Source organism: Robbsia betulipollinis, from assembly GCF_026624755.1.
Classification (GTDB): domain Bacteria; phylum Pseudomonadota; class Gammaproteobacteria; order Burkholderiales; family Burkholderiaceae; genus Robbsia; species Robbsia betulipollinis.
The window spans coordinates 23,455-38,852 of record NZ_JAPMXC010000012.1; the positions used below are offsets into that span (position 1 = coordinate 23,455).

17 protein-coding genes are annotated in these 15,398 nt (G+C 63.3%); 8 read left to right on the forward strand and 9 right to left on the reverse strand.

Annotated elements, in window-relative coordinates; genetic code table 11:
• The first annotated feature begins 9 nt into the window (after window positions 1–9).
• Window positions 10–612 carry a response regulator gene (locus OVY01_RS21705; protein WP_267849690.1) on the forward strand — a complete coding sequence of 201 codons (603 nt, stop codon included), beginning with the start codon at window positions 10–12 and terminating at the stop codon, window positions 610–612.
• A 49-nt stretch (window positions 613–661) separates the two neighbouring features.
• The gene (locus OVY01_RS21710) at window positions 662–1,336 is read left to right on the forward strand and encodes a response regulator (RefSeq protein ID WP_267849691.1); all 675 of its coding nucleotides are present in this window, start codon (window positions 662–664) and stop codon (window positions 1,334–1,336) included.
• Between the two features lie 8 nt (window positions 1,337–1,344).
• Here OVY01_RS21710 and OVY01_RS21715 read toward each other — a convergent pair whose 3' ends face one another.
• The 8 genes from OVY01_RS21715 to OVY01_RS21750 form a co-directional block, all read right to left on the reverse strand.
• The gene (locus tag OVY01_RS21715) at window positions 1,345–2,100 is read right to left on the reverse strand and encodes a hypothetical protein (RefSeq protein ID WP_267849692.1); all 756 of its coding nucleotides are present in this window, start codon (window positions 2,098–2,100) and stop codon (window positions 1,345–1,347) included.
• 31 nt (window positions 2,101–2,131) lie between these two features.
• On the reverse strand, window positions 2,132–2,992 hold the full coding sequence (locus tag OVY01_RS21720; RefSeq protein ID WP_267849693.1) for a hypothetical protein: 861 nt from the start codon (window positions 2,990–2,992) through the stop codon (window positions 2,132–2,134).
• A gap of 242 nt (window positions 2,993–3,234) precedes the next feature.
• On the reverse strand, window positions 3,235–3,696 hold the full coding sequence (locus OVY01_RS21725; protein WP_267849694.1) for a tetratricopeptide repeat protein: 462 nt from the start codon (window positions 3,694–3,696) through the stop codon (window positions 3,235–3,237).
• Window positions 3,693–3,965 (reverse strand): hypothetical protein, encoded by a 273-nt coding sequence (locus OVY01_RS21730; RefSeq protein WP_267849695.1) that lies wholly within the window; start codon window positions 3,963–3,965, stop codon window positions 3,693–3,695. Before OVY01_RS21730 ends, OVY01_RS21725 begins: the two co-directional genes overlap by 4 nt.
• Window positions 3,966–3,976: 11 nt before the next feature.
• Window positions 3,977–4,825, reverse strand: coding sequence for a hypothetical protein (locus OVY01_RS21735; protein ID WP_267849696.1), 849 nt, complete (start codon window positions 4,823–4,825; stop codon window positions 3,977–3,979).
• Between the two features lie 27 nt (window positions 4,826–4,852).
• Complete coding sequence (locus OVY01_RS21740) at window positions 4,853–5,413, reverse strand: hypothetical protein (protein WP_267849697.1); 561 nt, start codon at window positions 5,411–5,413, stop codon at window positions 4,853–4,855.
• An 18-nt stretch (window positions 5,414–5,431) separates the two neighbouring features.
• The gene (locus OVY01_RS21745) at window positions 5,432–5,983 is read right to left on the reverse strand and encodes a hypothetical protein (RefSeq protein WP_267849698.1); all 552 of its coding nucleotides are present in this window, start codon (window positions 5,981–5,983) and stop codon (window positions 5,432–5,434) included.
• A gap of 165 nt (window positions 5,984–6,148) precedes the next feature.
• Complete coding sequence (locus tag OVY01_RS21750; RefSeq protein WP_267849699.1) at window positions 6,149–6,850, reverse strand: dienelactone hydrolase family protein; 702 nt, start codon at window positions 6,848–6,850, stop codon at window positions 6,149–6,151.
• Window positions 6,851–7,229: 379 nt separating this feature from the next.
• Between OVY01_RS21750 and OVY01_RS21755 the strand changes: the two genes are divergently transcribed.
• From OVY01_RS21755 to OVY01_RS21765, 3 genes are all read left to right on the forward strand, one after another.
• Window positions 7,230–8,375 carry a branched-chain amino acid ABC transporter substrate-binding protein gene (locus tag OVY01_RS21755; protein ID WP_267849700.1) on the forward strand — a complete coding sequence of 382 codons (1,146 nt, stop codon included), beginning with the start codon at window positions 7,230–7,232 and terminating at the stop codon, window positions 8,373–8,375.
• Between the two features lie 112 nt (window positions 8,376–8,487).
• Window positions 8,488–8,703 (forward strand): hypothetical protein, encoded by a 216-nt coding sequence (locus tag OVY01_RS21760; RefSeq protein ID WP_267849701.1) that lies wholly within the window; start codon window positions 8,488–8,490, stop codon window positions 8,701–8,703.
• A gap of 316 nt (window positions 8,704–9,019) precedes the next feature.
• A complete protein-coding gene (locus tag OVY01_RS21765; RefSeq protein ID WP_267849747.1) occupies window positions 9,020–9,298 on the forward strand; it encodes an H-NS histone family protein in 279 nt (92 codons plus the stop codon).
• A gap of 144 nt (window positions 9,299–9,442) precedes the next feature.
• Here OVY01_RS21765 and OVY01_RS21770 read toward each other — a convergent pair whose 3' ends face one another.
• Entirely contained in the window at window positions 9,443–10,942 is a 1,500-nt protein-coding gene (locus OVY01_RS21770) for a mannose-1-phosphate guanylyltransferase/mannose-6-phosphate isomerase (protein WP_267849702.1), read from the reverse strand.
• 396 nt (window positions 10,943–11,338) lie between these two features.
• Between OVY01_RS21770 and OVY01_RS21775 the strand changes: the two genes are divergently transcribed.
• The 3 genes from OVY01_RS21775 (at window position 11,339) to OVY01_RS21785 (ending at window position 15,302) form a co-directional block, all read left to right on the forward strand.
• Window positions 11,339–11,623, forward strand: coding sequence for a hypothetical protein (locus OVY01_RS21775; RefSeq protein ID WP_267849703.1), 285 nt, complete (start codon window positions 11,339–11,341; stop codon window positions 11,621–11,623).
• A 123-nt stretch (window positions 11,624–11,746) separates the two neighbouring features.
• Entirely contained in the window at window positions 11,747–12,391 is a 645-nt protein-coding gene (locus OVY01_RS21780) for a hypothetical protein (RefSeq protein ID WP_267849704.1), read from the forward strand.
• Between the two features lie 13 nt (window positions 12,392–12,404).
• Window positions 12,405–15,302, forward strand: a complete 2,898-nt coding sequence (locus OVY01_RS21785; protein ID WP_267849705.1) for a YjbH domain-containing protein — start codon at window positions 12,405–12,407, stop codon at window positions 15,300–15,302.
• Window positions 15,303–15,398 lie beyond the last annotated feature (96 nt).

Here is a 15,398-nt window from a genome sequence, read left to right on the forward strand (position 1 = left end):
GGAGAAGGCATGTTCAGCATACTGGTGGTGGATGATCATCCGGTGATCGGGGAGGCATTGCGTCTGGTGCTGAAGAATAGCAATGTCATCGGCGAGGTCGGCGTGGCGATGACCGCGCGCACGGCGCGGGAGCAGTTCCGGATCGGCAACTACGATCTGGTGGTGGTCGATCTCGATCTTCCCGACATGGCCGGCACGGATTTCATCCGCGTCCTGCGGATGATCCAGCCCGGCGTCAAGGTATTGGTCTACACGTCGAAGCGCTATGAAATGTACGCATGCCGGCTGAAATCGATGAACATCAGCGGTTTCCTGCGCAAGTCCGAACAGGTCGACAAGGTCGCGTCGATCGTCGAGCTGGTCGCGCAGGGCTACGCGGTCATGCCGCGCGGCGGGGCGTCGTCGAGCGACAATCCCTTCGACCTGCTGTCGAACCGCGAGTTGTCCGTGGCGATGCTGATCGCGAAGGGACACAGCAATCGGGTGATCGCGCAGGAACTGTCGATCAGTCAGAAAACCGTGGCGGTCCACAAGATGAACCTGCTGCGCAAGCTCGGCGCCGAGAGCGCGATCGACGTGGCGCAACTCGCGCAGATGCACGGGCTGGAATGACGCGCGCCGGCGATGACGCGCGTCGCGCGCGCGGCGCGGGGACCGTGGCATGACGATGCGCGTGGTGCTGGCCGACGATCATCCGGCGCTGATCCTGGGCATGCGGGCAGTGCTCGAGGCGGACGGAAAAACGCGTGTGACCGGAGAGGCCGGTACGCCCGAGGACTTGCTCGAGACGCTGCGCCGCGTCGAATGCGACGTGCTCGTCATGGACTATTCGATGCCGGATGACGAAGAGCGCGGCGGCCGGGACGGGCTATGTCTGCTGCGCGCGGTGCGGGGCGGATACCCGACGCTGCCGATCGTCGTTTTCACGATGCTGCGCGGTGCCGGCCTGGTGGATCTGGTGATCGGCGCGGGCGCCAATGGCGTGCTGTGCAAGCGGGATCCGATCGAACGGCTGCCCGGCATGCTGAGATTGGTGGCGGCGGGCCATACCCTCGTGCATCCCGTGCCCGTGAAACACATGCGAACCGGCCGGTCGGACACGCCGGGCGAGCGAGGTTCGCCGCGGTGCCCGTCGCTGCGGCGGCTGTCGCCGCGCGAGACGGAGGTGGTGCGCCTGCTGGTGGCCGGGCGTTCGCTGCGCGAGGTCGCCACCTGCCTGAACCGCAGCGCGAAAACGATCAGCCATCAAAAGCGCTCGGCGATGCACAAACTGGGGCTGCGCAACGATATCGACCTCGCGCGCTTCGCGATCGACGCCGGGCTTGCCGGCGGGTGACGTGCCGATCAGGCGTGGAACGACCGGTTGGGAATGATGTTGCGGATCGCGTCACGGATCTCCCGGGCATTCGCGCCCTGTTCCTGCATCTGGCTGTTGCGCAGTTCCAGCATCTGCGATTGACGCGTGGCCTTCGCCTGCTCGCCCTGCTGTTCGAGTTCGCCCAGCCGTGCGACGTAGCCGCCGGTTTGCGCGAAAACGCCGGACAGGCCCTGCGACAGGGCGTTGACCGCCATGACCCGGCTATGCACCCCCTGCGAGAGCACCGCCTTCGGCGTGAGCTTGGCCGCGATGACGCCCGTCGTATCGGCCGCCCCGGCTCCCGCTCCCGTGGCGGCGTGGGACGCCAGCGCAGTATTCCCCAGGTCCTTCAAGGCCGCCGACGCGGATTTTCCCCGTTTGAAAACATTCCTGAACGACGCCGTCGACATCTTCAGCATAACCAGCCCCGCGACGATCTGGACGGCGGCGCCGACCATCTGCAGGACGAAGGCTTGCTTCTGCGCCGCACGGGCTTTGGCGATGCCCGCCAGTGTCAGATCGTAGATGGTCTGCTGCGAATGCAGCGCGCTGTCGCGATAGCTCTTTTGCAGTTCCTTCGAGACGTCGTGCAGCCGCAGCAACGCGGCGAACGGATTCGCTTCGATACGCGAGGCAAACGCGGCCGGCGGTCGCGCAGCCGGTACCGGCGCGGTTGACGCGAGGGCGGTGGGCGTTGACGTGGCGGGCGTGCCCACCGGTGCGCGGGGGAGCGAAACAGACATGATGCCTCCTGCAAAGGGAACGCCCGGAACCTCAGGCGTAGTGGGAAAAGGGAATGTTCCGGGATTCGTGCATCAATTCGAGGTTGCGGCGTACGTCCCGGGTGAATTCCTGGCGCTGTCCGAATTGCAGGTCGAGCGCCTGCAGGGCCCGCTCGAGACGCTCCCTGAACACGGTCGACAGCGCGCGGATGGACGATTCGTCGAGGTGGGCGTGACGCGCTTCGTTGCCCTGGTAATTGCGGTAGACGCCGGTGCCGGCCTCGCCGAGTTGCGCCGCCGTGCCGGCGACCTGCATCGTGGTCGTGAAGGTGCGCACGTGGCCCGCGGCCTGGGCGGCCGACCGGACGGTGCCGGCGATCGATCCGACCGCGACCAGCAGCTTGACGGCGAGCGACGTCCATTGCCCGGCCTCCCGGGCGGTCTTTTCGTCGGCGCCGCAGACGTCCCGGGCGAACGCGGCGAGTCCCGCGGCCAGGCTGATGTCCTGGCCGGTGCGCTGATGGTGGATTTTGGCCACGATGTCCCAGGCGGTCAGGGCGACGTTGGCGACGGCCATCGCCATCAGGAAGGCGCCTGCGCCACCGGTGACGACGGTCAGCAGGACGCTCGCGATCAGCAGCAGGACGTCGCCGAGCAGCCCGAGCCAGAAACTGGCGGCGGAGGCGCTTTCCTGCTTGGCGATGGCCGCCGCCCGGCGTTCGGCCGCGGCGAGTTGTAACTTGATCAGGCCGCGGTTCATGCGCGCGGTGTCGTCGATCGACGCCAGCATGTCCTGGATTTGCGCGTCGGACAAGCTGTTGATCGCCAGCATCAGGGTAGAGAAGTCGCCGTCGAGGTCCGCCATGGCGTCCTGACGGGCCGCGCGCAGGGCGACGGCCGTAGCTTCGCGCATCGGCGTAGGTGATGGCGGAACGGGAGCGAACCCGTCCGCCCATGAGGGCGTCGATGCGGCGGCGCGACGTGGCCGCACTGTTGGCGGGAGTGGAGGTTGCGTGAGCGGCTGCATGGGCGGCTGCATCACGCCGGGCCTGTGAGCGGACGCGGTGTCGCGGCCCGCGCGGCGCGTTTGCGTGCGGTCCTGGGTGTACGCAGGTGCGCCGGCGCAGGACCGTGGTGCGCATAGGTAGGGCATGGTCACTCCTTGTGCGTGGCGGCCAGCAGCGTGTCGAGCAGCATCTGCGCGTGCTGCCGCAATGCCTGCTGGCCATCGTCTTTCATGGGTGCCGCGAGCAGGCGCCGTAGCGCTTCGACGGCTTGTGCGCTTTTGCCCAACGCCATCAGGCATTGGGCGATGTACAGCTGGCACAGCAGGTCCGTCGGCGAGAACGCGGCGCATAGACAATACGGCCGCAGCGCATCCTCGTAGCGGTGCAGCCTTTGCAGGCAGGCGCCGCTGGCCATGAGGTAACGCGGGTTCAAGGGTTCGCCCAGCAGCAGGCGGGTGAACAGGCCGAGTGCCTGCCGGTAGTGGCCCTGCCTGAAAGCGCGAAAGCCGCGCGCGTAGCGTTGTTCGTCGGCGTGCGAATCGGTGCCGCATGAACGCTTCGGTGTGCGGTTCGTCGAAGCCGTCCCTGGCGATTTCGCGTTCGTCGTCATACCAGTCGCATCCGGTGTCGCAACCGCGCGCCGAGCGTGCGCCATGACGACGCGTCCACTGAAGCGGGCACGGGCGTGCGGGAAGCGCGCTCCCGCGATGGCCGTTGTGGCTTGGCCGGAGAGGGCGTGCCGCCCCGAACCGGGACGTTGCCGGCGGCGCTGCGTTCGAGTTCCAGGCGGATCTTCTGGCTGAGCGCGATCTGTTCGAGCGCCTGCATGCGCAGCGCCGCCAACTGCCCCTCCAGTTCGTCGAGCGCGTCGTCGTCCATGACGCTGTTCCTCAGATCCGGTTCACCGTGCTCAGGCGGCCCTCGTGCCGCATGCGCGTCATGTTGGACAACTCCCGGACCAGTTGCGTGAGTTGCTGGTATTTGTCGTTGGCGACGGTCGACAGTTTCTGCGCCTCGGTGGACTCCTCGGAGATCAGATTGTTGATCTGCTCGGTGATTTTCTGCACGTCCGCGATTTTCGATACGGCTAGCGAGATGTCGAAATGCGCGGCGGCGCTCAGAAGGTCGATCTCGACGACGGCCGGCTTCTCGGCGCCAAGCATGGCAGTACGCGAGGATTTCCACTGGCGCAAAGTGTCGTGTTTGGCACGGGCGCTCGACACGTGTTTTGCGTTCGCCACGCGGGCCAGATGTCGTTGGTTGGCCGAGTACTCGCCCCAGCTGAACGCATCGAGAATGTTTTGGCCGAAATTCGGGCTGTATTTTGTCTGGGATGCCAGCGCTTTATCGAGCTGGTCTTTGGAAAATTCGGTCAGCGCGTCGAGATGCCGGTAACGCACCGCATCGATCAGGGTCGTATTCAACGGCACTTCGATGGCGACCGGTTTGCCATCTTTGAGAATGAGGTCTTCCATGCCGACCTTGCTGTCGGCCTCCTTGCCGAGGGCGTAGTCGTCGAATACCTTTTTGAACGCCCTCAACGCGCGCAGGTCCATCGACTTCTTGTCCAATTCATGGAGCGCATCGGCCACGCCGATGCGCTCGTCCTCGATGCGGGCGAGCAAGGCTTGCAGGACGAGCGTATCGACCTTGGCCATTTCGGACGTCGGATCGTAAGCGGGCGGCGGCAGCGCGCGTGTCGCGCGCGCTTGCGTGCTACTGCCTTCAAGATAGGCCATGACGATTCTCCCTGGTGAGTCGAGCCATCAAATCTTGTTCAGGATCGTCAATTTCGAATCGTGCCGCGTCTTGATCAGACCGCCAGCCGTCGAGACGATTTCCCGGCTTTTTTGCAGGGCGTCCTGCAGCAGTACCTGGGCTTGCTGGCTCTCGGTATTCGACAGCCGGTCGGCCAGGTTCTTGCGGATGGCTTTGAGATCGTCCGTATTCTTGGGCGTGGCATTTTCGCCAAGGGCGTGCAGCAAGGACGTCAGCCTGACGTTGCCGTTCTTGTCGTACTTGCCATCGCCATCCGCCAGATTGTCGACCTTCGATCGCAAGGTGTTTTTCGGCCCGACCGAGAATTCCAGGTACACGTTCTTCAGTTCGGGTTTCTCGCCGGTGCGAATGATGTCGTCGAGCTTTCTGCGCAGGTCGCGGATCACCGCATTCTGATCGATGATGTCCTTCGCGTCGTCGATGCGGTCCCACAGCATCGCGTCGGAGTTTTCTATCTTGTGGACCATCACGTAAAGCAGCGCCGCGTCGAGATGCAGCGGCGAGCGGCTGTCGGGATATTTGAGCGAGGTGGCGTCAACGGTGGACATGGGCGGGGCTCCGGAAAGTTACAAACGCTGGATCAGGGTGCGATGCGCGTCATTCAGGCCGGCGAACAGGCCGGCGGCCGCCGTGGACGCTTGTTGGAAGATCGCCAGATGATGTTGTATCAACAGCATGTGCTGCGATGCGATGCTCGCGTCCCGGGTCAGGCGGTCCTGCAGATCGGCGTCGAGTTCGGCCAGCGGGCGGTGCAGGGCGCGATCGAGGATGTCGCGCAGCAAGGCGCGGTCGTGGTGCTGCCAGCGCGGCGCCTGCTGCGCGAGCGCGGTTTCGAACGCGTGTTTCAGTTCGGCAGACAGCACGGCGGCCGGCGCCAGCTGCGCATCCCGGCGGGCGGCCCGCACCAGGTCCTGTAACGCCCGCAGTGCCCGGGTGTTGTCGATATCGGCGGCGCCAATGCCGAGCAGATCGACGAGTTCCCGCTCCGCTGAGCTCGTGCGCGTGCCGAAGCGCTCGAGCGCATGCCGGGTCAATCCCGAGGGGGCAGAAGCCGGGGGATGGGCGAGACGCGCCGACGCAATGGTGTCGACGCGTGGGGCGGGGGGGAATTCAGGCATGGCCGTCTCCTGGTTCGCAATGAACTGCCTGAGTCGGCGTCGGGAGACGAGAGGTTGCTGTCCGTTTGTCCTAAAGGGGCAGCGAAGAATGGCGCCGCGGATATGGCGGTGTGCTACCGGCGCCGGTGCCGCGCAGACCGCGCGGCACCGGGCACACAGCGGAAATCAGAGATTTTCCGCGAGGAAGACCAGCGTGCGGCCGTGGGCCAGCGCCGCGGCATGTTGCTGATACGATGCGCGCACGGACGCGTTGAAGCCGTGCTCGGCGCCGGGATAAATGTGGAAGGTCGTATTCGGGTGATCCGCGAACGCCGCCTGAACATCGCTCACCGCGGTCAACGGAATATGGCTGTCCTTCTCCCCGTAATGGAACATCATCGGCGTCTTCACGCGCGATGCCGCGTCGAGCTGGTTCTGGATGCCGCCCCCGTAATAGGCGACCGCGGCATCGACGCCCGTGTCGGCCGCCGCGAAATAGGCGAGCAGACCGCCAAAACAGTAGCCGATGGCCGCGACCTTGCCCGTCACTTCGGGCATCGCGCGCAGGGCGCTGACCACCGCACCGATATCGCCGACGAAGGTCGGCAGCGGTTCCGCCTGCATCAGGGCGATGCCGCGGTCGCGGCCGGCTTCGTCGTACCCGAGTTCCACATGCGGCTCGCCGCGCCAGAACAGATCGGGTGCGATGACGACATAGCCGTCCGCCGCATACGCGTCGGCGACGCTGCGAATATGCTCGTTGACGCCGAATATTTCCTGCAACAGGACGATTGCCGGACCTTTGCCGGCAGTGGGCAGGGAAAGATAACCCTGAAACGACCCGCCATCCGGGGCTTTGATATCGATCCAGCGGGAATTGGCGCTCATGTGACTCTCCTGATCTGATGTGCGGGGACGGCGAAATAGGGCGCGCGTGCGGCGTACGCCCGAAATCGGTCAGCGCTCAGTGTGCCATTTATTCTTCGGACTCGCGTGCGGCGGCTTATGTCGGCGCGCGCCATTGCGTGCGGCATGCAGGCCGAACGCAATTGAAATCCGGAAGAACGGTTGAAGATCGGATGAAAACCACAAGAAGGGCCATATTCGCGGCAGAAATCTTGATGGCGGGCTTTTTGTAAAGGTACACTCTGCATCGGTCGAAGCGGTTCTTTCGAAACCGTGGACGGGGCGCTGGCCTTGGACGTCCGACCCTCTTACGCTTAATCGCGGCGTGGCATTTGTTGAACCGGAAACCGGAGACGTTTTGATGAGGAACCTGTATTTTAAATTGCTGCCGATTACTGCTGCGGCAATTGCCTGCGCAGCGGGATCGAGCGTGGCATCCGCCGATGAAGTCGTCAAGATCGGTCATGTGGCGCCGCTGACGGGCGGGATTGCCCATCTGGGCAAGGATAATGAAAACGGCGCCCGTCTCGCGATCGAGGAAATCAATAAGAAAGGCCTCGTGATCAATGGTCAGAAGGTCACGCTGGAACTCGACCCGCAGGACGACGCGGCCGACCCGCGGCAGGCCACGCAGGTTGCGCAGAAGCTGGTCGACGACAAGGTCGTCGGCGTCGTCGGTCACCTGAACTCCGGTACGACCATCCCCGCGTCGAAGATCTACAGCGATGCGGGCATCGTTCAGATCTCGCCGTCGGCGACCAACCCGACTTATACGCAGCAAGGCTTCAAGACGGCCTATCGCGTGGTGGCCACGGACGCGCAGCAGGGTCCGGCGCTCGCGACGTACGCATCGTCCACGCTGAAGGCCAAGTCGGTGGCGATCGTCGACGACGCGTCCGCCTATGGCCAGGGTCTGGCCGACGAATTCGAGAAGAAGGCGAAGGCGCTGGGCATCAAGGTGCTGTCGCACGACGCGACGAACGACAAGGCCGTGGACTTCCGCGCGATTCTGACGAAGATCAAGGCGGAACGTCCGGACGTGATCATGTACGGCGGCATGGACGCCACCGGCGGCCCGTTCGCGAAACAGGCGCGTCAGCTGGCCATCAAGTCGCGGATCCTCGCCGGCGACGGTGTGTGCACCGAGAAGCTGTCCGATCTGGCAGGCGATGCGACCGACAACGTCGTGTGCTCGCAGGCCGGCATGGCGCTGGAAAAAATGCCGGGCGGCGATGCCTTCTCCAAGCGCTATCAGGCACGCTTCGGTCAGCCGATCCAGATCTATGCCCCGTTCACCTATGACGCGGTGTATATCATTGTCGATGCAATGAAGCGCGCCAATTCGACCGACAAGGCGAAGATTCTCGCTGCCATGCCGGCAACCGATTTCAAGGGCGTATTGGGCGAAACGCAGTTCGACTCGAAGGGCGACGTGAAGAAGCCGGTGATCTCGCTTTACGATTACAAAGGCGGCAAGAAAATGTTGCTGGATAGCGTCTCGATGTAAGAGCGCGTCGCATCCGACTGCCTTTTCCTGAAAGGCGGTGGGGTCTCCGGTTTTTCAAAAAGCATGTCACGTGAAAGCGTGACATGCTTTTTTCTTTACGGATCGCCTTTCAATGCGCGACCCGATGGGAACCCATTGCAAGTTTCATGAAATGCAAATGTCATGGAAACTTCATGCAGTAGTCTCGTGGCCGGGGAAGCCATGTGCCCGCCAGTGCCCGAACGGCCAGGGCAGCATCGAGGCAATAGTCGACCATGCGATTTTCAATAATGCGCTTTTTGATAAAGCTATTGAGCTTCTCTCGTATATTGAGAAAGAGACTTTTTGAAAATCAGACTATTCTTAAAAATTTGTAATCAAATGCAACGAGAGTCATGTCGATATGGCATTCACGAATGCGCATATCTCCGTTACCATGCGAAGACAGCGTGACTATTTCTGAAATGTAACTCACGGAAAGGTATCCGCGCTAACGCATCAGCCGATATAAGGTAATATGGCGGCATACACAAATTCGGTCTCGATGGCGTCTGCCCGTCGTGTTTAACACCCCCCGTATTAATAGGATATGAAAGAAGATGGCTGCGACCAAGGCAATAGAGAAGGATACGGCGAACGGCAATGGCGAATTCGCCGGCGATTTGATGGCATTGCTGGCACAGCAGGAATCCCTGGCACGGAAAATCGAAGACGTGCGTACCCGTGAACGCGAGAACGTGCTTCAGGACGTGCGACAAAAGATCGCGGCCTTCGAGATTTCCCCGTCTGAAATCGGATTTGGCGGACGCGGCCGCCCCCCGAAGCGGGTACGCGCTGCGGTAGCGCCGAAATTCCGTGATCCGGACACCGGCAGCACGTGGTCGGGCCGTGGTAAGCCGCCGCGCTGGATCGCAGGCAAGGACCGCACCAAGTTCGAGATTTAAGTGTCGTCAGGGCCTGGCTTCGGTGCCAGCGCCTGCGAGGTAGGACGACGCGTCAGGCTGGCGTCGGGCCACCGTCGCCCGAGCTTCAACCGCCGTCTGCGTCGAAAGCCGCATGCATCCTGAACGGTGCATGCGGCTTTCTGTTTAAGCGCGACCGTATGTGTCGTCGAAACGGACGATGTCGTCTTCGCCCAGGTAGGAGCCGGACTGTACCTCGATCATCTCGAGCGGCGTCTTGCCCGGGTTCGCCAGACGGTGCGTGGTGCCCAGCGGGATATAGGTGGACTGGTTTTCCGACAGCAGCAAAACCTTGTCCCCACACGTCACCTCCGCGGTGCCCGTCACGACGATCCAGTGTTCGGCGCGGTGATAGTGCATCTGCAGCGACAATTTCGCGCCCGGGTTGACGACGATACGCTTGACCTGGAAACGGGAACCCATGTCGATCGAATCGTAGTAACCCCAGGGGCGATGCACCTTGCGGTGATTCTGCGCTTCCGGATCGCCATTGGCCTTCAGGCGGTTGACGATCGCCTTGACGTGCTGGACCTGCGATTTATCGGCGACGAGGATCGCATCCGGCGTCTCGACCACGATCGTGTCGGTCAGGCCCACGCATGCGATCAGCCGGCCATCGGAGTGCGCGAACGAGGCGTGCGTACCTTCGAACATCACCCGGCCGCGGCCGACATTGCCTTCCGCGTCCTTGTCCGAAACATCCCACACGGCATCCCACGAACCCACGTCGGACCAGCCGGCGTTCAAGGGCACCACGACCGAGCCGATCGGGCCTTGCGTGCCGAGCTTTTCCATGACGGCATAATCGATCGAATCGGACGGCGACGCGGCGAAAAGCGTCTTGTCAAGCCGGTAGAAGTCGCCGTCGTCCTTGCCGGATTCGTACGCCTGACTCACCTTTTCGAACATGTCCGGGTTATGCGTCCGGATGGCGCTGAGCCACACCGAGGCGCGTACGACGAAGATGCCGCTGTTCCACCAGTATTCGCCCGAGGCAAGATACTGCTCCGCGAGTTCCTTGTGCGGCTTCTCGACGAAGCTGTCGAGCGTGTAACCGCCCTTGTCGCCCAGCGGCGCGCCGGCCTTGATATAGCCATAGCCCGTCTCCGGACGGCTCGGCACGATGCCGAGGGCGACGATGCTGCCGGCTTGCGCGTACTGCGCGGCATGGGCGACGGCTTTCCTGAAGGCGTCCTTATCGGCGACCGCGTGGTCCGCGGGCATGACCACCATGACCGGGTCCTGCTGATTGGCCATGGCGGCCAGCGCGGCGACCGTCAGCGCCGGAGCGGTATTGCGTCCCACCGGCTCGAGGATGATCCGGCCCGCACGGCCCTGCGCGCGCAGTTGCTCGGCGGTCAGGAAGCGGTGATCTTCGCCGCAGACGATCAGCGTTTCCGGGATGACGCGTGCGGTTTCGGCCAGTCCGTCGAGGCGGCCCAGCGTGGATTCGAGCAGCGACGATTCGCCGAGCAGTCCGATCAACTGCTTCGGGAAGTGCTCGCGGGACAACGGCCACAGGCGCGTGCCGGAGCCTCCGGCGAGAATGACGGGTTGAATCGTCAGTGTGTCGGGTTGTACGGAAGCGTCGGTCGCGACAGCGGCGGGGGCGAAGGTCGAGTTCATGGATCAGGTAGATGGAACAGGCGGGGCGAAGCGCGGCTGGCTTCGCGGATTCCGTCATCCTAGCAGAATGAAACCACGCGCAGCGACGGGGATACAACTTCTCACCGTTTAATGGGCGCTGGCGAACAAAAAGAAACAGGAATCTGGGGGATTATCCTGTTGCTGGATACGCCTCGATACAAGTGAACGCTTGAGTAGGCTACGATTCGTCACTAGAATGCGGTGGCAAATACCGCGAATCTCTTGCGAAAGGGCTCTAAAAACCTGATAAGTCGGCATTAGTCGCGTGAAGTCACTACAATGTAGCGTGACAATTCCACGTTGTCGGGTAGCGGTTTTTCCTACAAGGAAGATGTCGGAAAAACGCGCTTTGGGCCTTTATTTTCCGAGATCTTTATGAAGACAATGAAAGCGTTGGCAGTAGTCGCGACGGTTGCGGCGTTCGCGCTGCCGTCGGCCTCGTTCGCGCAGGTTGCTGCGATGGGCGCCGGCGGCGGTGTCGCGGCAGGCGCGGCGGCGGGTGCGGGCGGCTTCGGCATCATTGCCGGCGCCACGGGCCTGGCAGCCGTGGGCGCCGCGGCAGCAGTGGGCTTGAGTTCGGGCGGTCACGGTAACTCGAAAACCACTGGCGGTGCCTCTACATCCGGTACCTCCGGCACCACGGGCACGACCGCCCACTAAGCTGTCAGTTGTGTCCAGGTAAAGGGCTCTCGCACGTATTGGGGAGCCCTTCTTTTGTCGGAGTCTGCGCGCGATGTCGAATCGACGCTGAATTCGGTCCGGCGAGTACGGTTAAATCCATCCATGCTGATTCCCCGACTACTACTCATTATTGCCCCTTGCTTTTTGACCGCCTGCTCGACGCCGATGTATGCGCTCAACGACTACGTGCACTTCAAGAAACAAACGACCACGGCGGCCGTTGCAAAGACACCACTGAATCCTGCATTCCAATATCTATTGGTCACGATCGGTGGAAAATCGTTCCTCATGGCGCGCGGCGGCGTGGAGAACGCGCCTGACGGCCCGGTGGAGCTGTGGTACAGCGGCAGCCGCGAGGTGATCCGGATGCAGAATGGCCGGATCGTCGCCGCGTCGGGAACGCCGATCGAGTGGTCGGACGTGAGCCTGTCGGCGCAGCCGGCCTGGGAAGACGTCACGGGTCCGAGTCGCATCGAGCGCCGCCGCGACGTCATGCCCGGGTACCGCTTCGGTCTGAAGGACGCGCTGACCGTGGCGCCTGTCGCGGCGCCGTCGCGCACCGCGTTCTATGGCAAGTTGCCGGGCGATCTGCATTGGTTCACAGAGGTATCAGCCGGTCCTTACGCATTGCCGACATCGCGCTATGCGGTGCGTTTCGACGGCAGTCGCACAGAGGTCATTTACGGTGAGCAATGCTTGGCGGAAAGCTTCTGCTTTTCGTGGCAGCGCTGGCCCAATCGAACATAAAAAGGCGCGGTCGATGCAAAATCGGGGGGCGCGTGGTCAAGGCGCGGGTTATCTGTTTTCGTGTTTGCTGTTGTGTGGCATTCCCGTCGAGGCATGGTCGCAGGTTTCGGCGACCGTCGAGCAGTCCACCTCGTTGGGCGACTGGCTCGTGAGCCATCATGTCGAACAAGCGTCGAGCGCTGCCAAAGCGCCGCTGTATTCGCACGCCCTGATGTGGTCGCGTCCCCTGGACCGGTCGTTGCAGGAAGCAAGCTGGCGCTCGTTGCTGACGCAGATCCGTTATCGTCCGGCGCGGCCCGCAATCGCGCCCGCCAGTCGCGAGGGTCTATATCAGCTGATCGCGTCGCGGCAACCCACCGGACGTCTGCCGGTCAAGAGCGGCGACGGCGCCTGGCTGCAGGCGAATCCGTCGCTCGACCCGGTACTGGCTGCCGGCGACACGATCCATATCCCCGTGCGGCCCGAGACGGTCACGGTCATTCAGGAAGACGGACGCCTGTGCCGGGTGCCCTATCGGCCGGAAGCCGAAGCCGCCTATTACGTCAGCGCGTGTAATCCGGGCGTGAAGGCGGATCTGGCATGGGTGGCCCAGCCCGACGGGACGCTGGACAAGTTCAGGACGGGCGCGTGGAATCGCCAGGCGCAGACGGCGGTCGCGCCCGGCGCCTGGATCTGGGCGCCGGCCCGCAACAGTGGCTGGCCGGAGCGCGTGTCGGATCGCATCGGAGAATTCTTCGCGACCCAGGCCCCTTCCGGGCTGGAGACAAACGATTCGGTCGCGAGCGCGCCGAACGTGGCCCCGCCTGCGTTGGCGGCCGCCGCGCCGCTGGCCACGCGCCGCGCCCAGGATCTGGCCATTACGACCAACGATTGGGGCAACGAAGGTCTGCTGCAAACGCCGTCCGCACGCATGGGCACGGCCGGCGAGGCGTCGATCAGCATGACGAACGTGAACCCGTATACGCGCGTCAACGTCATGCTGCATCCGCTCGACTGGTTCGAGTTCGGTTTCCGCTATACCGATATCAGCAACCAGGCCTACGGCCCGGCCTCGTTGAGCGGCAGCCAGAGCTACAAGGACAAGAGCATCGACCTGAAAGTGCGCCTGCTGCAGGAGTCCGCCTACGTGCCGCAGTTCGCGCTGGGCATGGTCGACATCGGTGGAACGGGTCTTTTCTCCGGCGAGTACCTGGTCGCGAGCAAGCGCACCGGTGGATTCGACTGGTCGCTGGGTCTGGGCTGGGGGTACGTCGGGGAGCGCGGCAACATCGGCAACCCCTTGCAGATCTTCAGCGACAAGTTCCGCACGCGGCCTTCGGGCAACGGCTCGGATGAGGCGGGCGGCACGGGCAAGTCGTACTTCCGCGGACCGATGTCGGTCTTCGGCGGCGTGCAGTATCAGTTGTCGAACGTACCGCTGGTCTTCAAGCTCGAATACGACGGCAACGATTACAAGCACGAGCCGTTCGATTACGACGCGCATGCGAAACTGCCCATCAATCTGGGCGTCGTGTACCGGTTCAACAAGAATCTCGATTTCAGCGCCGGCTTCGAGCGCGGCAACCGGGCGATGCTGGGCGTGACGCTGCATGGCGACCTGTCCCGGCTGGGCACGCAGAAGGTCAGCGATCCCGCGCGCCTGCCGCTCGCCGTGCCGCGTCCGGCGCCCGACGCGCCGTCGCCGGACTGGAGCAAGACCGTCGCCGACCTGAAGGCGCAGACCCATTGGACGGTGCTGGACATCGGCCGCCACGGCCATATCCTGACGGTGTCGTTCGACAGTCCCGACGCGTTCTACCGCAAGGACCTGCTCGATCGCATCGCCACGGTCCTGCATCGCGACGCGCCGGCCGACATCGACACCTTCCGGGTGGTCACGGTCGTGCAGGGGCAGACCATGCGCGCCTACACGATCCTGCGTACCCCCTGGGTGGCCAGCAAGACGCAGGCGATTCCGGTCACCGACCGTCAAACCACGGTCATCGCGGGCGCGCCGCCGTCGCGCGCGCAACTCGAAGCGGAACCGAAGCTGTACGACAAACCCTTTGAGCGGTTTTTCTATTCGATCGGCCCCGGGTATTCGCAGACGCTCGGCGGCCCGAACGGCTTCGTGCTGTACGCCGTATCGGCGACCGCCAACATGGCGCTGCGTCTGCGGCAGGATACCTGGATCGCGGGTGAGCTGAGCTACCGCCTCCTCGACAACTACAGCCACTTCACCTATACCGCGGACAGCAATCTGCCGCGGGTGCGCACGTACCTGCGCGAGTATATGACCACGTCGCGCTTCACGATTCCCTACCTGCAGGCCACGCATGTCGGCAAACTGGGTACCGACCAGTACTACAGCGTCTACGGCGGCCTGCTCGAGCCGATGTTCTCGGGCGTGGGTGCGGAATGGCTGTATCGCCCGTCGAACAGTCCACTGGCCGTGGGCGTGGACGTGAACCAGGTATGGCAGCGCGCTTTCAACGAAGATTTCGATTTGCGTAATTACCGGACCTTCACCGGCCATCTGACCGTTTATTGGGATACTGGCTGGAACAACGTACTCGTCAAGCTGAGCGGCGGCCAGTATCTGGCGAAAGACCGGGGCGCCACGCTCGATGTATCGCGGCAATTCCAGAACGGCGTGTCGATCGGCGCCTACGCCACCAAGACGAACGTTTCGTCGGCCACGTTCGGCGAAGGCAGTTTCGACAAGGGTATTTATGTCCAGATCCCGTTTGATGCCATCATGGGCCGTTCGATCGGCGGCCTGGCGAATCTCGCCTGGCAGCCGCTCACGCGTGACGGTGGCGCCAAGCTTCAGCGCCAGTTCCCGCTGTACGACCTGACCGATGACCGCAGTCCGAAAAGCCTCTGGTACCAACCGGGCGCGGATGCCAACGTGGATGCCGACAAGCGATGACGGCGAGCTTTCCTCACTCCGGCGACTCCGTTCGCGTTCGCGCGCGCGGCGCGATGCACGGTTCGCCAGCAGTACGATTTCAATGGGAGGGCACTG

Coding starts and splice junctions, on each gene's coding strand:
- OVY01_RS21705 (WP_267849690.1), top strand. CDS start 10: ATGTTCAGCATACTGGTGGTGGATGATCATCCGGTGATCGGGGAGGCA.
- OVY01_RS21710 (WP_267849691.1), top strand. CDS start 662: ATGACGATGCGCGTGGTGCTGGCCGACGATCATCCGGCGCTGATCCTG.
- OVY01_RS21715 (WP_267849692.1), bottom strand. CDS start 2,100: ATGTCTGTTTCGCTCCCCCGCGCACCGGTGGGCACGCCCGCCACGTCA.
- OVY01_RS21720 (WP_267849693.1), bottom strand. CDS start 2,992: ATGCGCGAAGCTACGGCCGTCGCCCTGCGCGCGGCCCGTCAGGACGCC.
- OVY01_RS21725 (WP_267849694.1), bottom strand. CDS start 3,696: ATGACGACGAACGCGAAATCGCCAGGGACGGCTTCGACGAACCGCACA.
- OVY01_RS21730 (WP_267849695.1), bottom strand. CDS start 3,965: ATGGACGACGACGCGCTCGACGAACTGGAGGGGCAGTTGGCGGCGCTG.
- OVY01_RS21735 (WP_267849696.1), bottom strand. CDS start 4,825: ATGGCCTATCTTGAAGGCAGTAGCACGCAAGCGCGCGCGACACGCGCG.
- OVY01_RS21740 (WP_267849697.1), bottom strand. CDS start 5,413: ATGTCCACCGTTGACGCCACCTCGCTCAAATATCCCGACAGCCGCTCG.
- OVY01_RS21745 (WP_267849698.1), bottom strand. CDS start 5,983: ATGCCTGAATTCCCCCCCGCCCCACGCGTCGACACCATTGCGTCGGCG.
- OVY01_RS21750 (WP_267849699.1), bottom strand. CDS start 6,850: ATGAGCGCCAATTCCCGCTGGATCGATATCAAAGCCCCGGATGGCGGG.
- OVY01_RS21755 (WP_267849700.1), top strand. CDS start 7,230: ATGAGGAACCTGTATTTTAAATTGCTGCCGATTACTGCTGCGGCAATT.
- OVY01_RS21760 (WP_267849701.1), top strand. CDS start 8,488: ATGCGCGACCCGATGGGAACCCATTGCAAGTTTCATGAAATGCAAATG.
- OVY01_RS21765 (WP_267849747.1), top strand. CDS start 9,020: ATGGCATTGCTGGCACAGCAGGAATCCCTGGCACGGAAAATCGAAGAC.
- OVY01_RS21770 (WP_267849702.1), bottom strand. CDS start 10,942: ATGAACTCGACCTTCGCCCCCGCCGCTGTCGCGACCGACGCTTCCGTA.
- OVY01_RS21775 (WP_267849703.1), top strand. CDS start 11,339: ATGAAGACAATGAAAGCGTTGGCAGTAGTCGCGACGGTTGCGGCGTTC.
- OVY01_RS21780 (WP_267849704.1), top strand. CDS start 11,747: ATGCTGATTCCCCGACTACTACTCATTATTGCCCCTTGCTTTTTGACC.
- OVY01_RS21785 (WP_267849705.1), top strand. CDS start 12,405: ATGCAAAATCGGGGGGCGCGTGGTCAAGGCGCGGGTTATCTGTTTTCG.